The 17640-nt window shown below is 59.9% G+C and carries 20 protein-coding genes and 1 tRNA gene; 15 read left to right on the plus strand and 6 right to left on the minus strand.

Annotated features, from left to right (window positions below; genetic code table 11):
- The first annotated feature begins 225 nt into the window (after positions 1-225).
- Positions 226-1665 (plus strand): DegQ family serine endoprotease, encoded by a 1440-nt coding sequence (locus HX786_RS18105; protein WP_003211993.1) that lies wholly within the window; start codon positions 226-228, stop codon positions 1663-1665.
- 67 nt (positions 1666-1732) lie between these two features.
- Here the strand turns inward: HX786_RS18105 and HX786_RS18110 are convergent, their stop codons facing one another.
- A complete protein-coding gene (locus HX786_RS18110) occupies positions 1733-3166 on the minus strand; it encodes a M48 family metalloprotease (protein ID WP_087692605.1) in 1434 nt (477 codons plus the stop codon).
- Between the two features lie 95 nt (positions 3167-3261).
- On the opposite strand from HX786_RS18110, the gene HX786_RS18115 reads away from it, so the two are divergent.
- Both HX786_RS18115 and HX786_RS18120 read left to right on the plus strand, forming a co-directional pair.
- Positions 3262-3501: a sulfurtransferase TusA family protein gene (locus tag HX786_RS18115; protein WP_003211989.1), complete on the plus strand. Its 240-nt coding sequence runs from the start codon at positions 3262-3264 to the stop codon at positions 3499-3501.
- A 40-nt stretch (positions 3502-3541) separates the two neighbouring features.
- The gene (locus HX786_RS18120; protein WP_003211986.1) at positions 3542-4612 is read left to right on the plus strand and encodes an AI-2E family transporter; all 1071 of its coding nucleotides are present in this window, start codon (positions 3542-3544) and stop codon (positions 4610-4612) included.
- Between the two features lie 132 nt (positions 4613-4744).
- On the opposite strand, the gene HX786_RS18125 is transcribed toward HX786_RS18120, so the two are convergent.
- The gene (locus HX786_RS18125) at positions 4745-5218 is read right to left on the minus strand and encodes a peroxiredoxin (RefSeq protein ID WP_003211984.1); all 474 of its coding nucleotides are present in this window, start codon (positions 5216-5218) and stop codon (positions 4745-4747) included.
- A 10-nt stretch (positions 5219-5228) separates the two neighbouring features.
- Positions 5229-5789, minus strand: a complete 561-nt coding sequence (locus HX786_RS18130; RefSeq protein ID WP_003172487.1) for a glycine cleavage system protein R — start codon at positions 5787-5789, stop codon at positions 5229-5231.
- A 261-nt stretch (positions 5790-6050) separates the two neighbouring features.
- On the opposite strand from HX786_RS18130, the gene dapA reads away from it, so the two are divergent.
- From dapA to HX786_RS18185, 11 genes are all read left to right on the plus strand, one after another.
- Positions 6051-6929, plus strand: a complete 879-nt coding sequence (dapA, locus tag HX786_RS18135; RefSeq protein WP_003211981.1) for a 4-hydroxy-tetrahydrodipicolinate synthase — start codon at positions 6051-6053, stop codon at positions 6927-6929.
- A 17-nt stretch (positions 6930-6946) separates the two neighbouring features.
- Positions 6947-8062 carry an outer membrane protein assembly factor BamC gene (gene bamC / locus HX786_RS18140; RefSeq protein ID WP_177080177.1) on the plus strand — a complete coding sequence of 372 codons (1116 nt, stop codon included), beginning with the start codon at positions 6947-6949 and terminating at the stop codon, positions 8060-8062.
- 4 nt (positions 8063-8066) lie between these two features.
- Complete coding sequence (locus tag HX786_RS18145; protein WP_003211977.1) at positions 8067-8825, plus strand: MBL fold metallo-hydrolase; 759 nt, start codon at positions 8067-8069, stop codon at positions 8823-8825.
- Positions 8826-8853: 28 nt separating this feature from the next.
- Positions 8854-9567, plus strand: a complete 714-nt coding sequence (purC, locus tag HX786_RS18150; RefSeq protein WP_003211975.1) for a phosphoribosylaminoimidazolesuccinocarboxamide synthase — start codon at positions 8854-8856, stop codon at positions 9565-9567.
- An 83-nt stretch (positions 9568-9650) separates the two neighbouring features.
- Positions 9651-9740 (plus strand) — tRNA-Ser (locus HX786_RS18155).
- A gap of 121 nt (positions 9741-9861) precedes the next feature.
- A complete protein-coding gene (locus tag HX786_RS18160) occupies positions 9862-10257 on the plus strand; it encodes a nucleotidyltransferase domain-containing protein (protein ID WP_087692601.1) in 396 nt (131 codons plus the stop codon).
- The gene (locus HX786_RS18165; protein WP_003211948.1) at positions 10247-10681 is read left to right on the plus strand and encodes a DUF86 domain-containing protein; all 435 of its coding nucleotides are present in this window, start codon (positions 10247-10249) and stop codon (positions 10679-10681) included. Before HX786_RS18160 ends, HX786_RS18165 begins: the two co-directional genes overlap by 11 nt.
- Positions 10682-10756: 75 nt before the next feature.
- The gene (locus tag HX786_RS18170) at positions 10757-11314 is read left to right on the plus strand and encodes a cytochrome b (RefSeq protein WP_178912420.1); all 558 of its coding nucleotides are present in this window, start codon (positions 10757-10759) and stop codon (positions 11312-11314) included.
- Between the two features lie 43 nt (positions 11315-11357).
- On the plus strand, positions 11358-11909 hold the full coding sequence (locus HX786_RS18175; protein ID WP_017479232.1) for a tetratricopeptide repeat protein: 552 nt from the start codon (positions 11358-11360) through the stop codon (positions 11907-11909).
- Positions 11910-11968: 59 nt separating this feature from the next.
- Positions 11969-12466, plus strand: coding sequence for an RNA polymerase sigma factor (locus HX786_RS18180; protein WP_003211943.1), 498 nt, complete (start codon positions 11969-11971; stop codon positions 12464-12466).
- A complete protein-coding gene (locus HX786_RS18185; RefSeq protein WP_178912421.1) occupies positions 12463-13230 on the plus strand; it encodes an anti-sigma factor in 768 nt (255 codons plus the stop codon). The genes HX786_RS18180 and HX786_RS18185 overlap by 4 nt, the downstream gene beginning before the upstream one ends.
- A gap of 2 nt (positions 13231-13232) precedes the next feature.
- Here the strand turns inward: HX786_RS18185 and HX786_RS18190 are convergent, their stop codons facing one another.
- The 3 genes from HX786_RS18190 to HX786_RS18200 all read right to left on the minus strand — a co-directional run bounded on the left by HX786_RS18190 (position 13233) and on the right by HX786_RS18200 (position 16163).
- On the minus strand, positions 13233-14261 hold the full coding sequence (locus HX786_RS18190; protein WP_178912422.1) for an AraC family transcriptional regulator: 1029 nt from the start codon (positions 14259-14261) through the stop codon (positions 13233-13235).
- A 26-nt stretch (positions 14262-14287) separates the two neighbouring features.
- Positions 14288-15109, minus strand: a complete 822-nt coding sequence (locus HX786_RS18195) for an SDR family NAD(P)-dependent oxidoreductase (protein WP_008437872.1) — start codon at positions 15107-15109, stop codon at positions 14288-14290.
- A 112-nt stretch (positions 15110-15221) separates the two neighbouring features.
- On the minus strand, positions 15222-16163 hold the full coding sequence (locus tag HX786_RS18200) for a LysR family transcriptional regulator (protein ID WP_003211934.1): 942 nt from the start codon (positions 16161-16163) through the stop codon (positions 15222-15224).
- Positions 16164-16322: 159 nt separating this feature from the next.
- On the opposite strand from HX786_RS18200, the gene HX786_RS18205 reads away from it, so the two are divergent.
- A complete protein-coding gene (locus tag HX786_RS18205) occupies positions 16323-17633 on the plus strand; it encodes an MFS transporter (protein ID WP_178912423.1) in 1311 nt (436 codons plus the stop codon).
- Positions 17634-17640: the final 7 nt, after the last annotated feature.

The following is a 17640-nucleotide window of genomic DNA, read 5'->3' on the forward strand; positions in this document are numbered from 1 at the left end:
TCCTGATATTTCAATGTTGCGCAGGAGATAGTCGATGCCTGCCTCTGCCGAGAGCATGAAATGTCTGGATCATTTTTTTCACTTGCTAATATCCCCTATGTTTTTTATAGGTCAGGGCTTAACGGCCCTGGCCTTGTTTTGTTCGCGGAACAAAAATGTCGGTCGCAGTTTTTCGGCGTTTATTGAACCCTGTCGCTCAACCCTGCTCGTCGTAACGGGAGCTGTATGTCGATACCACGTTTGAAGTCTTACCTATCCATAGTCGCCACGGTGCTGGTGCTGGGTCAGGCCGTTACCGCGCAAGCGGCCGAGCTGCCTGACTTCACCCAACTGGTGGAGCAGGCGTCGCCTGCCGTGGTGAACATCAGTACTACGCAGAAGCTGCCGGATCGTAAGGTCTCCAACCAGCAGATGCCCGACCTGGAAGGCCTGCCGCCGATGCTGCGAGAGTTCTTCGAACGCGGCATGCCCCAGCCGCGCACGCCGCGTGGCGGTGGTGGCGGCCAGCGTGAGGCCCAGTCCCTGGGCTCGGGCTTCATCATCTCGCCTGACGGCTACATCCTCACCAACAACCACGTGATTGCCGACGCCGACGAGATCCTGGTGCGCCTGGCGGACCGCAGTGAGCTGAAAGCCAAGCTGGTGGGCACCGACCCACGTTCCGACGTTGCCCTGCTGAAAATCGAAGGCAAGGACCTGCCGGTGCTGAAACTGGGCAAATCCCAGGACCTGAAAGCCGGCCAATGGGTCGTCGCCATCGGTTCGCCGTTTGGTTTTGACCATACTGTGACCCAGGGTATCGTCAGCGCCATCGGTCGCAGCCTGCCGAACGAAAACTACGTGCCGTTCATCCAGACCGACGTGCCGATCAACCCGGGCAACTCCGGCGGTCCGTTGTTCAACCTGGCGGGTGAAGTCGTTGGCATCAACTCGCAGATCTACACCCGCTCCGGTGGTTTCATGGGCGTTTCGTTCGCGATTCCGATCGACGTGGCCATGGACGTTTCGAACCAGCTGAAAACCGGTGGCAAAGTCAGCCGCGGCTGGCTGGGGGTGGTGATCCAGGAAGTGAACAAGGACCTGGCTGAATCCTTCGGTCTCGACAAGCCGGCCGGTGCCCTGGTCGCGCAGATCCAGGACGATGGCCCTGCTGCCAAAGGTGGCCTGCAAGTCGGTGACGTGATCTTGAGCATGAACGGCCAGCCGATCGTCATGTCTGCGGACTTGCCACACCTGGTGGGTGCGCTCAAGGCCGGCAGCAAGGCCAAGCTGGAAGTGATTCGTGACGGCAAGCGCCAGAACGTCGAACTGACCGTCGGTGCGATCCCGGAAGAAGGCGCGGCGCTGGATGCGCTGGGCAACAGCAAGCCAGGTGCCGAGCGCAGCAGCAATCGCCTGGGCATTGCCGTAGTCGAGTTGACCGACGAACAGAAAAAGAGCTTCGACCTCAAGAGCGGTGTAGTGATCAAGGAAGTCCAGGACGGTCCTGCCTCCCTGATCGGCCTGCAACCAGGTGATGTCATCACCCACCTGAACAACCAGGCTATCAACTCCACCAAAGAGTTCACCGACATCGCCAAGGCGCTGCCGAAGAACCGTTCGGTGTCGATGCGCGTCCTGCGTCAGGGGCGTGCCAGCTTCATTACCTTCAAACTGGCCGAGTAATCCGCTAGTCCAATAAAAAGCCCCGCTCTCGATGTTCTAGAGCGGGGCTTTTTTGTGGCTGAAAGGTTTAGCCCATCATGTCTTTGATCATGCGTTCCTGGTCGATCAGTTCACGCTGGCGTGCGTCGATACGTGACGAAAGCGGGAAGTTGCTGCCGGCGCGACGCTTGGCGAAATCCAATTGCTGGATGGCCTGCTTGAAATCTCCCACCAGCGCGAAGTACTCGGCCCGGGCCTGATGCAGGCCGATGATATTGCCCGACAAGCCACGGGTTTCCGCAACCTGGTACCAGACGTCCGGATCGTCCGGGCGAGACTTCAACAATCCTTCCAGGGCTTTTTCCGCGTCAGCGTTGCGGTTCTGCTTGAGCAGCAGATCCACACGAACCTGGTTCAGCGGATAGTTGCCTGGATATTGCGTCAACATTCGGTCCGTACGCTGCTGGGCATCCGGCAGGCGATTGTTGGTCATGTCCAGCTCGATCTGCGCCAGGTTGTAGGTGATGTCGTTGGGCGCCTTGGCCAGCAGCGGCTTGAGGTTTTCCCGGGCCAGGTTGAACTGGGCACCCTTGATCTGAGCGATGGCGAGGCCATAACGCGCGATATCGTTCTTCGGATTTTCATCCAGCTGGGCCTGGAAACGTTTGGCGGCCAGCCCCGGGGTGTCTTCGTAATACAGTTGCACTCGAGCACGGATCAGTTGATAGCGCAGGCTGTCCTCAATGCCACCCAGCTTGGCTTGCTCCGCACGGTTGCGGGTGTCGGCGATACGCGATTCGGTTACCGGGTGAGTCAGCAGGAATTCAGGCGGCTTGGCATCGAAACGGTACTGGCGCATCAAGCGCTCGAACATGGTTGGCATGGACCGTGGGTCGTAGCCGGCTTTCTCCAGGTTGAGAATGCCGATGCGGTCAGCCTCTTGCTCGTTTTGCCGGGAAAAGCGCCGTTGCTCCTGGATCGCGGCGGCCTGGCTGCCGGCGATCGCGGCAATGCCCGCATCGCCTGCGCCAGCGGCGGCAGCGATGATGCCGCCGAGCAGCGCAGCCATCATCGGGATCTGCATGCGCTGCTGTGCTTCCACGCCTCGTGCGAAGTGACGTTGGGACAAGTGAGCCAATTCGTGGGCCAGTACCGAGGCATATTCGCCTTCGGTCTGGGCGTTGAGGAACAGGCCGCCGTTGACCCCGACGATACCGCCCGGTGCGGCAAAGGCGTTCAACTGCGGGCTGTTGATCAGAATGAATTCCAGGCGCCGGTCATTGACCTGGCTGGTTTCCACCAGCTTATAAACGCTGGATTCGACGTAATCCTTGAGCTGCGGGTCGTTGAGTTGCGAGACCTGGCCACGCAGGTAGGCCAGCCATGCCCGACCCAGATCGTATTCCTGTTTTGGCGAGACAATGGCAGAACTGGCGTCGCCAAGTGACGGCAGGTCGTCGGCGAAGCCTGGAGAGGCAAGCAGGCAAGCCAGCGTCAGCAGGGTAGGGCGCAAAAAAGTCATGCACAAAGCCTTTCGACAAAGAGCTTACTGTAGCCGGACACTGAGCTTCGGACCAGATATTCTAAGCGCCCTCGACGCCCACCCGGAGTTAGACCATGACCGACGCTGTAGCCTTCGATGCCGAACTGGATGCCAGTGGCCTTAACTGCCCGCTGCCGTTGCTCAAGGCCAAGCTGGAGCTCAATCGGCTGGCCAGCGGCGCGGTGCTCAAGGTGATCGCCACGGACGCTGGCTCCCAGCGGGACTTTCGTACGTTCGCCAAGCTGGCCGGCCACACCCTGCTGCATGAAGAAGACGAAGCGGGCGTCTATCGTTACTGGTTGCGCAAGGCCTGAATCGCTTGAATATGCTGTCCTTATCGCCTGAGGTTTATTGATGTTCAAAGTGTTACGTGACTGGATTCAGCGCTACTTCTCCGACGAAGAAGCCGTGGTGCTGGCCGTCCTGCTGTTTCTTGCCTTTACGGCCGTGCTCACTTTGGGCGGCATGCTGGCGCCGGTACTGGCGGGGATGGTGCTGGCGTACCTGATGCAAGGCCTGGTCTCCATCCTGGAGCGTCTGCGCTTGCCGGGTGGGGCAGCGGTGGGTCTAGTGTTTGCCTTGTTCATGGGGCTGTTGCTGGTATTTATCGTGATCGTGGTGCCTTTGCTGTGGCACCAGTTGATCACCTTGTTCAACGAGCTACCGGGCATGCTCGCCAAGTGGCAGTCATTGCTGCTGCTGTTGCCTGAGCGCTATCCGCACCTGGTGTCGGACGAGCAGGTCCTGCAGGCCATTGAGGTGGCTCGCGGCGAAATCGGAAAGTTCGGACAATGGGCGCTGACCTTTTCCCTTTCGAGCTTGCCGCTGCTGGTCAACATCATGATCTACCTGGTACTGGTGCCGATCCTGGTGTTTTTCTTCCTCAAGGACCGCGAGATGATCGGTCGCTGGGTGCGTGGCTATCTGCCCCGTGAGCGTGCGCTGATTACCCGGGTCGCCGAGGAAATGAACCGGCAGATTGCCAACTACATCCGCGGCAAGGTTATCGAGATTTTTATCTGCGGTGGCGTCACTTACATCGGTTTTGTCGCGCTGGGGCTTAACTACGCTGCCCTGTTGGCGCTGCTGGTGGGTGTTTCAGTGGTGGTGCCATACGTTGGCGCGGTGGTGGTGACGGTGCCGGTGATGTTGATCGCGCTGTTCCAGTGGGGCTGGAGTGATCAGTTCATCTACCTGATGGCGGTGTACGGCATCATCCAGGTGCTGGACGGCAACGTGCTGGTGCCGCTGCTGTTCTCCGAGGCGGTGAACCTGCATCCGGTGGCGATCATCTGTGCGGTGTTGTTGTTTGGCGGGTTGTGGGGCTTCTGGGGGGTGTTCTTTGCGATTCCCCTGGCGACGCTGTTCAAGGCGGTGCTGGATGCCTGGCCTCGGCAGGAGCCGGTGGTGGCGCCGTTACTCTGATATTTGTGGTGCCGGTGCAGGCCTCATCGCGGGCAAGCCCGGCTCCCACATTGACTGAGTTGTCCTGTCGAACAATGATCACAGGTGGGAGCTGGCTTGGCTGCGATAGCTATTTCAAAGCCAGCAGGTGAATCAAGCCTGGTTCAGCGCCTGTGCCGCTTCGAGCACTGCATCCACATGGCCTGGCACTTTCACACCGCGCCATTCCTGGCGCAGTACGCCATTCTTGTCGATCAGGAAGGTGCTGCGATCAACACCCAGGTATTCCTTGCCATACAGCTTCTTCAGCTTGATCACATCAAACAGCTGGCAAACCGCTTCGTCCTTGTCGCTGATCAGCTCAAAGGGGAATTCCTGCTTTGCCTTGAAGTTCTCGTGGGACTTCACGCTGTCCCGGGACACGCCAAACACCTCGGTGTTGGCCGCCTTGAACGCAGCATGCTGGTCACGGAAGCCCTGGCCTTCAGTGGTGCAGCCCGGGGTGCTGTCTTTCGGGTAGAAGTAGATCACCACTTGCTTGCCCTTGAGCCCGGCGAGGCTGAAGGTTTGCCCGCTGGTGGCCTGGGCTTCGAAGTCGGCTACCGGTTGGTCGATCACTACAGACATGAAGACTTCCTTACATAGGGTTCTGTGGGCGCCAAGGCTCGATCAGTGCGTCGAGGTTCAGGGCATCGGCGAAATCCAGGAACTGGTCGCGCAGCCAACTGATCTGCACGCCGGCCGGCAAGGTCACGGTAAAGGTGGCGTTGAGCATGGTGCCGCCGGTCTGCGGAGCCTGATAGGTGTCGCAGGTCAGGTTTTCCAGCTCGACGTTGTGGTCGATAAAGAACTGGCACAGCTCGTTGACGATGTCCGAGCGGTAGGCCGAACTGACATAGGCCACGTAGGGCAGGGCCTGCGGACGGTTTTCCAGTGCGGCGCTGCGCACCACGTTGACCGTGAAGTCATGCTTCTTCGCCAAACCCGGTAAACCGGTTTCAAGGCGGGCCAGGGCATCCCAGGTCCCGGAAATCTGCAGGACCAGCGCACTGCACTCGCCATGGCGGGTCAGGCGGGAGGTCACGACGGCGCAGCGGTTTTCATGGCTGGCGCGGCACAGGACGTTAGTCAGCTCCATGGGGTTGGCGCCGAGGGCACTGATGACAAGGAATTGTTCGCGGACTGTGGGGGTGGACATGCAGCCTTCCTAAAGCGATGAGCGGTCGATACGATGCAAGCGGTATCAATCAAAGGATGAAGGGTAGCGAAAACCATCGCCAAGGGCTAGGAGGTGGCGTTTTCATTACGTAATCAGCTTCATCAAACCCCGCTTTGGCAGAATGATGGCGCTGCCGCGAACTAAGTTGATCCAGAACGCATCCTCAGGCGGTACTTCGCTTGTACAAGCATCTTGGCGCCAGTACCATTACCGCTCTCTTTTTCCGGCAGGAGCGGTTGCATGATTGCGGGCAGTATGGTGGCACTGGTCACACCCATGGATGCACAAGGTAATCTCGACTGGGACAGCCTGGGCAAACTGGTGGACTTCCACCTGCAAGAGGGCACCAACGCCATCGTGGCGGTCGGCACCACAGGTGAATCGGCCACACTGGATGTGGAAGAACACATCGAAGTGATCGAGTTCGTGGTCAAGCGCGTTGCAGGGCGCATTGCTGTCATCGCCGGCACGGGCGCCAATTCGACCCGCGAAGCGATCGAATTGACCAGCAACGCCAAGAAAGCCGGCGCCGATGCCTGCCTGCTGGTGACGCCGTACTACAACAAGCCGACCCAGGAAGGCCTGTACCTGCACTTCCGCGCCGTTGCCGAAGCGGTCGATATCCCGCAGATCCTCTACAACGTACCCGGTCGCACCGCCTGCGACATGAAGGCCGAGACCGTGATCCGCCTGTCCACCGTACCGAACATCATCGGTATCAAGGAAGCCACCGGTGACTTGCAGCGCGCCAAGGACATCCTGGCCGGCGTCAGCAGCGACTTCCTGGTGTACTCCGGTGATGACGCCACGGCGGTCGAGCTGATCCTGCTGGGCGGCAAAGGCAACATCTCGGTGACTGCCAACGTTGCACCGCGCGCCATGAGCGAGCTGTGTGCCGCGGCCATCGCCGGTGATGCGGTCAAGGCCCGGGCGATCCACGAACAATTGGCACCGCTCAACAAAACCCTGTTTATCGAATCCAACCCTATCCCCGTGAAATGGGCGCTGCATGAGATGGGCCTGATGCCGGACGGTATCCGTCTGCCGCTCACCTGGCTCAGCGAAGCCTGTCACGAACCGCTGCGACAGGCCCTGCGCCAGTCCGGCGTCCTGGTTTAATTGAGGAAGCACTACGCATGAAGCGATTGGCCGGACTTTCCGCACTTGCCTTGATTATCTCCAGCACCAGTGGCTGCGGTTGGATCTGGGGCCCGGAAGGCTACTTCCGCGACCGCGGTAGCGATTACCTGGAAGCCCAACAAACCGCCCCGATGAAATTGCCGCCGGACGTCAATGTCGCCAAGCGCCTTGACCCGTTGCTGCCGATTCCGCGCAACGTGGCCGACGACACCGTCAAGGGTGAATACGAAGTGCCGCGTCCACAGCCGTTGTCGGCCGTGGCCGATGCCAGCGACTACAGCCTGCAGAAGAGCGGCGACACCCGTTGGGTCATGGCCCAGCGCCCACCTGCCGAAGTCTGGCCGGTGGCCGTGCAGTTCTTCCAGGACAACGGTTTCCGCCTTGACGAACAACGCCCGCAGACCGGTGAATTCACCACCGCGTGGCAGCACACCAGCGAACTGTCGGCATCCATGGCCAAGCGCCTGCAGGCCGGTGGTGTAGCCAATGACAGCGAAGCCCGCATCCGCGTGCGTATCGAGCCGGGCGTGCAACGCAACACCAGTGAAGTCTACGTAGTCAGCGCCGAGCGTCCTGCCGGCAGCACCGCCAACGTCGACTTCACCCCACGTTCGGTCAACACCGGCGTGGACGCTGCCCTGGTCGACGAAATGCTCGCCAGCATGAGCCGTATTTCCGAGAAGGGCGGTTCCGTCTCCCTGCTCGCCGCCGGTAGCTTTGACACACCTAGCCGCGTCAGCCTCAGCGAAGACGGCAGCGGCAACGTGGTGCTCAACCTGGGTGAAGACCTGGACCGCGCCTGGTCGAGTGTCGGCCGCGCGCTGGAGCACGGCGAATGGCGCGTTGAAGACATCAACCGCAGCCTGGGCCTGTACTACATCAACCTGGCCGAAAAAGCCGAGAAGAAAGACGACGAGCCAGGTTTCTTCAGCAAGTTGTTCGGCAGCAAGCCGACCAAGGAAGAGATCGAGACCCGCGCCGAGCGTTACCAGGTTCGTTTGAGCAAGGTAGGCGAAAGCGTGCAAGTCACCGTCGAGAAAAACATCAACACCGTGGCGCCGGCAGAAGTGGCACGCAAAGTGTTGGGCGTGATTCAGGACAACCTGGGCTGATCCGATGCGTTTTGCCGTTCTCGGCAGCGGTAGCCAAGGGAACGGCACGCTTGTAGCCCACGACGACACGTACGTCCTGGTGGATTGTGGTTTCTCCCTGCGGGAAACCGAGCGGCGCCTGCTGCGCCTGGGGGTTCACCCCGCGCAGCTGAGCGCGATTCTGGTGACCCACGAACATGCCGACCACGTGCATGGCGTGGGTTTGCTGTCTCGGCGCTACAATCTTCCGGTGTACCTGAGTCGCGGTACCTTGCGCGGGATGCGCAAACCGATCGAACCTGCAGGTTTGCTGGCCGGTGGTGAGCAATTGCAGATCGGTGCCTTGAGCATCGATGTGATTGAAGTGGCCCACGATGCCCAGGAACCGACGCAATACGTATTCAGTGACGGTGAGCGGCGCTTCGGCCTGCTCACCGACCTGGGTTCGTACTGCGCCAAGGTGCTGGACGGTTACCGGGACCTCGACGCATTGATGATCGAGTCCAACCACTGCCGTGACCTGCTTGCGCGTGGCCACTACCCGGCCTTTCTCAAGCAGCGGGTCGGCGGGCAGTTTGGACATTTGAACAACCACCAGGCGGCGTACCTGGTGTATGAGTTGGGCTGGCAAGACCTGCAACACCTGGTCCTGGCCCACCTGAGCAGCAAGAACAACCTGCCGCAGCTGGCCCGGCAATGTTTTGTCGACACCCTTGGGTGCGACCCGGACTGGCTGCAACTGGCCGATCAAGATTCAGGGCTCGACTGGCGACACATCGCCTAGCCCACCTACTTAGCAAGCGGAGCCCATCATGGAAAAACGTGAAGAACTCTACCGCGGCAAAGCCAAATCGGTTTACAAGACCGACGACGCCAACCGCTTGATCCTGCTGTTTCGCAACGACACCTCGGCGTTCGACGGCAAGCGCATCGAACAGCTCGACCGCAAAGGCATGGTGAACAACAAGTTCAACGCCTTCATCATGCAGAAACTCGAAGCGGCCGGCATTCCGACCCAATTCGACAAACTGCTGGGCGACAACGAATGCCTGGTGAAAAAACTCGACATGATCCCGGTCGAGTGCGTCGTGCGTAACTATGCGGCCGGCAGCCTGGTGAAGCGTTTGGGCGTGGAGGAGGGCCTCAAGCTCAACCCCTACACCTTCGAGCTGTTCCTGAAAGACGACGCCAAGGGTGACCCGTTCATCAACGAATCCCACGTGGTGGCATTTGGTTGGGGCACCGCTGAGCAACTGGCTCGCATGAAGGAGCTGTCGCTGAAGGTCAACGACGTCCTGAGCAAACTGTTCGACGACGCCGGCCTGCTGCTGGTGGACTTCAAACTCGAATTCGGCGTGTTCCACGACGGCTCCATCGTCCTGGGCGACGAATTCAGCCCGGACGGCTGCCGCCTGTGGGACAAAGACACTCGCAAGAAGATGGATAAAGACCGCTTCCGCCAGGGCCTCGGTGATGTCATCGAAGCCTACGAAGAAGTCGCCAATCGTCTCGGCGTACCGCTGTAACCGACGCAAGCATCTGATAGCACGGAAAAAAATCGCTTTGGCGCTTTGCTTCCAGGAAACAGGCTGTTATGATGCGCGCCGTTGGAGAGATGCCAGAGTGGCCGAATGGGACGGATTCGAAATCCGTTGTACCTTCACCGGTACCTAGGGTTCGAATCCCTATCTCTCCGCCATTATTGAAAAATGAAAAACCCCCGATAACTTCAATGTTGTCGGGGGTTTTTTGCTTTCAGTCAGAAACTGCATAATGAATTCTGCTACGGTCTTCGTTAATTGGCGCTTCGGACATCGGTCATGAATTTTAAAAAAGTACTGGCGCATTTGCAGGCTGAAGTTCCCGAGCTATTGGCTGTGTATGTGTTCGGTAGCCAAGTGACGGGTGAGGCAGGTAGTGAGAGTGATCTGGATGTTGCGGTCCTTTCTGCGGGAGTGGTCGAGCCTTTATTGCTATGGCAGCTTTCCGGGGAGTTGGCCGATATCGTTGGAGTTCCCGTCGACTTGCTTGATTTGCGCGCAGCCTCAACGGTAATGCAATACCAAGTATTGACCACTGGGCGTCGGCTCTGGTCCGGGAACGTCCAGGCGGGTCTATTCGAGAGCTACGTCCTGAGCGAAAAAACCGCGCTGGACACGGCAAGGGCTGAGTTGTTGGCGGATATCCAGAAGGAAGGGAAAGTTTATGGTCGATGATGTTCTCATCAATAAAGCAGCCAGTATTGAGCGTTGCGTTGCGCGCGCCCGTCAGGAATACGATAAGGATCCCACCAGCTTCACCACCGATTTCACGCGCCAGGATGCGGCGATTTTGAATATTCAGCGGGCCTGTGAGGCAGCGCTGGACATGGGCCAGCACTTGATTCGTCGTGAGCGCCTGGGTGTTCCACAAGGAGCTCGTGACGTGTTTGAGTTGTTATGTCAGGGCGGTTGGGTCAATCCTGCGTTGCTGACCAACCTGAAGAACATGGTCGGGTTCCGTAACATTGCTGTTCACGAGTACCAGACGCTTCAATTGCCGATTACTGTAGCGATCATTACAAAACACCTGGATGAGTTTCTAGCATTTAGTTCGCATATTTTGACCAAGGATGCGGGGTTGGAAAATAAACAAGTCTAATCTGTAAATTTTCCATCCCTCTGAATAAGTTTTCCTGCTGCGGTGTTCACCACACAGACCACTCAGGAAACGCCCATGAACAATCCCGCCGACCGCTACGACCGCCTGACCCGCACCTTCCACTGGCTGACCGCCGCCCTGGTGATCTTCATGTTCGCCAGCGCCCACGTCTGGGAAAACCTGGAAAAAGGCACGCCACTGCGCAAGGGCCTGCAATCGGTCCATATCTCCCTGGGCATCGCCATGGCGGTGCTGATCGCTGCACGTATCCTCTGGCGTGTGTTCGGCGGCAATCACCCAAAGGCCGACAATCACCCTGCGCTTAACGTGGCCGCCAAAATCGCCCACGGCTGTTTATACCTGTTGTTACTGACGCAGGTGGTCCTGGGCTTCCTGTTCCGCTGGGCCCAGGGCGAGCCCTTCAACTTTTTCGGACTGTTCCCGGTGCCAGCGCCTTTTGTGATCGATCACGAATTGCGAGGCACCCTGGGTGGCCTGCACAACAATGTCGCCTGGGCGATCATCGTACTCGCCGGGCTGCATGCCTGCGCCGCGCTGTGGCATCACTACATCCAGCGCGACAGCACGTTGCGCCGCATGCTGCCGGCCCCTCGTGGCGATCTTCCCTACTGAGTTTGCTGCTGTACTTTCCCTATCGTTACGGAGCATGAATGCCATGAAGAATCGTCCCGAGCACGCCGTTGGTTACCGCACCGCTTTGTTCTTCGGCGCCTGTATGGCCGCCGCGTTATTGGCCGGCCAGGCCCATGCCTCCGGTGACGAATCGGCGCCGCCCAAGCCCAACTGCCCCAAAGGCCAGGTCTGGGATACCAAGACTGGCAAGTGCGTGCTGCAAACCAGCAAGGCCACGTCGGACGCCGACCGCACCGACTACGCCTACCGCCTGGCCAAGGACGGGCGTTACGAAGAAGCCCTGTCACTGCTCGACACCCTGCAAAACCCGAACACCGCCAAGGCCCTGAACTACCGCGGCTACGCCACCCGCAAACTGGGGCGCACCGATGAAGGCATCAGCTACTACCTGAAGTCCGTGGCACTGGACCCCAACTACGCACAAGTCCGTGAGTACCTGGGGGAGGCCTACGTCATCAAGGGCCGTGTGGACCTGGCCCAGGAGCAACTGGTGAAGATCAAGGCGTTGTGCAGCACCACCTGCGAAGAGTACGAAGACCTGGCTGAAGCCATCGCCGCCGCGCCTCAGGCTTGAAGCTGTGAGCGAACAGCCGGGAGAGCGCCATCACCACAGACGCTGAGTTGCGCCGAGAGTTGAGCCAGCTGTTGCCACGTTTATGGCGATACGGGCTGGTGCTGTCGCGACAAAAGCATGTGGCTGATGACCTGGTGCAAGCCACCTGCGTGCGGGCGTTGGAGCGTGCAGGCCAGTTCGTGGCTGGCACGCGGCTGGATCGCTGGTTGCTGACGATCATGCATTCGATCTGGCTTAACGAATTGCGCGCCCAGCGAGTACGGCAAGGGCAGGGGTTTGTCGACGCCGAGCAGGCGTTGTCGTTCGACGGTGAAGCCCTGGCTCAGGACCAGGTCCTGGCCGCACAGGTGATCAAGCGCGTCAATGCATTACCCGAAGCGCAGCGGGAGACTGTTTTTCTGGCCTACGTCGAAGGCCTCTCATACAAGGAAATTGCCGAAGTCCTGCATATTCCCGTAGGAACGGTGATGAGCCGGTTGGCCGCTGCACGCATGAAGCTGGCTGAAACTGCGCACTCAAGCGGCTTGTTGGATAAATCGAGCGGAGAACGACGATGACTCAAAATACACCACCGTCGGATGAACTGCTGGTGGCTTACCTGGACGGTGAGTTAGACCCTCAGCAGCGTCAGGTTATCGATAACCTGCTGGGGATCGATCCTGCCGTGACGGCCCGCTTGGAGCTGCTCAAGCGCGGCCACTTGCCGTTCAAATCAGCCTTCGATTCGGTTCTCGATCAAGCCCCTACAGAGCGTTTGCAGGTGATGCTCGATGCCTTGCCGCCGGCACAAACACCCACCCTGAGTCGACGCAAATTTCTCGCGGTAGCAGCAAGCTTTGCGGTGGCCGGTGTGGTCGCTGATCGATTGTTCATGATCTGGCCCCGGCCTGAGCCCGGTTCGGGCTGGCGTGCCTCGGTTGCCGAATACATGGCGCTGTATACGCCCCAGACCCTGGAAAACCTCAGCGCCGATCCCGACTCCCATATCGCCCAGCTGAGTTCGGTCGGGACCCAGCTCGGCCTGTCGTTGAACCCGGATGCAGTACACCTGCCTGGCGCCGAATTTCGCCGCGCACAAATCCTCGATTATGACGGCGTACTGATCGGCCAACTGACTTACCTCGACGCGCGCCACGGCCCGCTGGCGCTGTGCATTACGGCGGCGAAAAAAGGTGCGGTGGCCATGGCCACCGAGCAGCGCCGGGGCATGAACGTGGTGTTTTGGTCCAGCCCGTCCCATGCGTTCATGTTGATTGGCAGAAACCCGTTCGAGGATTTGCAGATCATGGCGCGCAGTGCCGAGAAGGCTTTGTCGGCATAGCTTCAATGAGACGATGAGGGCGTCTGCAACGCCCGCCACCGAGCCGGCGTCGTCCCCTCCCAGGCACGAAACGCACGATAAAACGAGTTGGTATCTTCATAGCCCACCAGGCACGCGATCTCGTCTATCTCAATCGACGGCTCGGTGAGCAGATGCCGCACCACTTCCTGGCGGGTTTCCAGCATCAGTTGCCTGAAACTGGTGCCGGCCTCGGTAATGCGCCGTTGCAACGTGCGTTCGCTCATGCCCAGCTCCCGCGCTACCTCGACCATCTCGGGGCGGCCACTGGCCAGGAAGCGCTTGAGGGTGATCTTGACCTGATGGCTGATGCTGGCCGGTGTCGAGGCCTCCGCAAGCGCTGCCACCAGGCCCGGGTTCAGCATTTCGAGCATTTGCGGGTTGTACCCCGGAAAAGGTCGGTCCAGATCGGCGGCGTCCAGTATCAGCGCGTTGCGCCCGGCACCAAAACGCACGGAGCAACCGAAAAACTCGGCCAGTGCACGGCTGCCATCGTCCGGGCGAACCAGTTCGACCTGCAGGGGAGTGATCTGCGTCCGTGCTCCCCGTCGCCCCAATTCAACAAACGTCGCAAACGCCGCATCCACCAGCAGCGCAGGCGGTAATTCTGGCGTGTGCAACCAGTCGATGGTCACCGTACAGGCACGGCCATCCTCGCAAACCAGCAGGCGCTCGGGTGTGCACAATTGCTTGAAGCGGGCGAGGCGGTGCAGGCCATCGCGATAATCCCGGGCGATAAAAGCGGCAAAGCTGGAGGGTGGAAGCGCAGTGATATCCAGCCGCGTCACCAGTAATATCCCGACAGCCGGATCAGGATTAAGTGTGCGCACCGCCTCCCACAAGCGAAAGAATTCCAGCGTCGTCACCTGCCGCCGGTCTCGCCGCTCGCGGATATGCAGGGTCATGGGCAAGCGTGCCTGACGCAACACCACCGACGGCTCCAGCCCGACGCTCTGCAGCGCCAGCCAGAACACATCCGGTATGTTGAAACGGGGTTGGGTCACGTCAGGCATGCGGCACCTTTTTCAAAAGCGTGAGATTAATCCGAGGCCGACACGCTGAGGTCATGCCACTTTTTATCCGACTCGGCCAAGTCTGCTGCTGCCCGGGCGGCGTATTGCACGGCATCGCTGCCGATCAGCAAGCGTAGCGGGGCGTCTTTGTTCAGTGCCAGCTCCAGCACGATTTCGGCAACCCGGTCCGGACCCGTCGGCAGGATGCCGGGGGAGTTGAGCAATTCAACCAGGGCGCCGACCGTTTGTTGGTAGGGCTCACTGATGGCCGGAATCGTCATGGAACTGCCCGACCAGTCCGTGCGCATGCCGCCCGGCTCCAGCACGGTCACCTGGATGCCCAGTGGTGTGACTTCCTGTGCCAGTACTGTGGAAAATCCACCGACTGCCCATTTCGCACTCTGATACGCGGCCAGGCCGGCCATGCCGATGCGGCCACCCAACGACGATACCTGGAAGATATGCCCACGGCCCTGGGCGCGCAGCACCGGCACCACCGCCTTGCTCACGTGCACCACACCATAGAAGTTGGTGCTGATCTGCGCGGAAAAATCCTCCAGCGTCACATCTTCCACCGACGCCAGGTCACCGTAGCCGGCGTTATTGACCACCACATCCAGGCGACCAAAATGTTTCACCGCGGCATCCACCGCTTCCAGCACCTGCTGGTTATTGGTCACGTCCAGCGTGACCGGATAAATCGCCTCGCCGTATTCGGCCACCAAGTCATCCAACTGCTTGGGATTGCGCGCGGTGGCAACCACACGATCACCGGCGCGCAGGGCGGCTACGGTAATCGAGCGGCCGAGGCCGCGGGAACTGCCGGTGATAAACCATATCCTGGACATTCGAACACCTCTTCGTTTGAGACTGCGGGAGTAACTTGTGAACGAATGATGGTCGACGGGCCTCTCTCATACACTAGCAAGAGGCCGCCAAGTGACTTGCATATCACGCCATTTATTCTGCGGCCAACCGTGCCGACAGGCTTTCGATAAACACCGTCTCCGCCCGGCTCATCTTCTGCTCACGGTTCCACAGCAGGTGGATATCCACGTCGGTAATCCCTTCGTCTGGCGGCAAGCGCCAGAGCAACCCATGCTTCACATCCTCGGCCACCACATGAATCGGCAGGCAGCCCAGGCCAAACCCGGCAATCACCAACCGCCGCACTTCCTCCAGGCTGGAGGACGACGCCACGATGCGCCCGCTGAAGCCCTGCTGGTCGCGAAAGATCGTCAACGGCGAGAGCATCCCGCCGATCTGGTCGCTGGTAAAACTCACGAAGTTCTCCGACTGCAAATCTCCCTCCGCCAGCCCGGTGCGTCCGAACAACGGGTGATGCCGCCCGCAAAAAAATGCATAACGCTGACGCAGGAACAGGTGCTGCTCCAGCCGTGGTTGCGGCCGGCGATTGAGGCTCAGGCCCAGCGTCGCGGTTTTCTCCAGCAGGGCGGCGACGATGTCAGAGCTGCGCATCACCTCAACGTCCAGGTCGACCCGGGGATGCTGGCGATGGAAGTCCGCCAGGAAGTCATCAAAGGTGTCCGAACTGATCCGGCTGATCATCAGCAACCGCACTTTGCCAAGCACCTCGTCGCCAGGCTTTTGCAGGGCGTTGCTCATCTGCGAGACCTGGCCATACATCTCGCCGGCGATCGCGAAAATCTGCTCGCCGGCTTCGGTCAGCACGAAGCGCGGGCCGCGCCGGGCGATCAACTGGCAGTCGAGCTGTTCTTCCAGGCGCTTGAGCGCCTGGCTGATGGCCGGCTGGGTGAGGTGCAGGCGGGCGGCGGCGCGACTGATGCTCAACTCCTGGCCGATCACCCGGAAGGTGCGCAACAGGTTCCAGTCCAGGCGGTCATTGAGCAGCGGATGAACATCGCGGCGATTTTCAGGCATGTCGACAGCTCGATAATAAGCAGGATTTATAATCGGAATAATAAATAGAAAATTGACTAATCATAGGGCCGAGACGAAAAATCACCCTCAACCAGCGCCATCAGAGCGCGTGCGCCAGACCTTTCTCCTGCCAAAAAAATAACCAAAGGAGCCAGCCCCATGAAGCCTTCCGCTTCGCCGCAGCCGCGCCGTGCCGCGGCCGCCGCTTTCATCGGCACCATGATCGAGTGGTACGACTTTTACATCTACGCCACCGCCGCCGCGCTGGTGTTCGGTCAATTGTTCTTCCCTTCCGACGACAAACTGTTCAGCACCATGGCCGCGTTCGGCACCTTTGCCGTGGGCTTTTTCGCCCGGCCATTGGGCGGCATTGTGTTTGGGCATATCGGTGACCGTATCGGTCGCAAGAAATCCCTGGTGATCACGCTGGTGATGATGGGCGTGGTCACCGTATGTATCGGCCTGTTGCCGACCTATGCGCAGATCGGCGTCGCGGCGCCGGTGTTGCTGGTGCTGCTGCGCATCGTGCAGGGCATCGCCGTTGGCGGCGAGTGGGGCGGGGCGGTGCTGATGGCCGGCGAACATGCACCCAAAGGCCGTCGCAATTTCTTTGCCTCCTTTGCACAGTTGGGCAGCCCGGCGGGTTTGATCCTGTCGTTGCTGGCCTTCAGTGCGGTAACCCGTTTGCCTGAAGCCGACCTGCTCAGTTGGGGCTGGCGCGTGCCGTTCCTGGCCAGTGCCTTGTTGTTGATCGTCGGTCTGGCAATCCGCCTGGGCGTCAACGAATCGCCTGAGTTCCTGGAAGACAAAGCCAAGGCCGAAAAGGCCCGGACCATCACCCAGGATCAGGCCCCGGTGATCGAAGTGCTGAAAACGGCCTGGCGCCCGCTGCTGCTGTGCATCGGCGCCAACACCCTGGGGATTGCCGGGGTGTATTTCACCAACACCTTCATGATTGCCTACACCACCCAGCAACTTAACCTGCCGCGCTCGTTGATTCTGGAATGCCTGTTTGTCGTGGCCATCATCCAGTTCTGTGTCCAGCCGCTGGCGGCCTGGGTGGCGGAGAAGGTCGGTGCCACACGCTTTCTGTGTGCGATGAGCGTGCTTGCGATGGCCTCGCCTTATCCGATGTTCGTGCTTGTCAGCAGCGGCCAGGCGCCATTGATCATCCTCGGCATCGCCCTGGCCGTGGTGTGCATGGCCTCGTTTTATGCGGTGATTGCAGGCTTCGTCAGCGGCTTGTTCGAAACCCGCGTGCGCTACACCGCCATCTCCCTGGCCTATCAAGTGTGCGGCGCGCTGGCCGGTGGCCTCACGCCGTTGATCGGCACCTGGCTGGCCCATGAATACCAGGGCCAGTGGTGGCCGATGGCTGTGTTCTACAGCGCGATCGCGGCGGTTTCGCTGCTGTGCGTACTTGCGTTGTCCCGGCGTCACGCCACCGCCCAGCGTCTTGAAATGGCTTGAAGCGTTT

This window comes from Pseudomonas sp. 21615526 (genome assembly GCF_013386245.1).
Taxonomy (GTDB): domain Bacteria; phylum Pseudomonadota; class Gammaproteobacteria; order Pseudomonadales; family Pseudomonadaceae; genus Aquipseudomonas.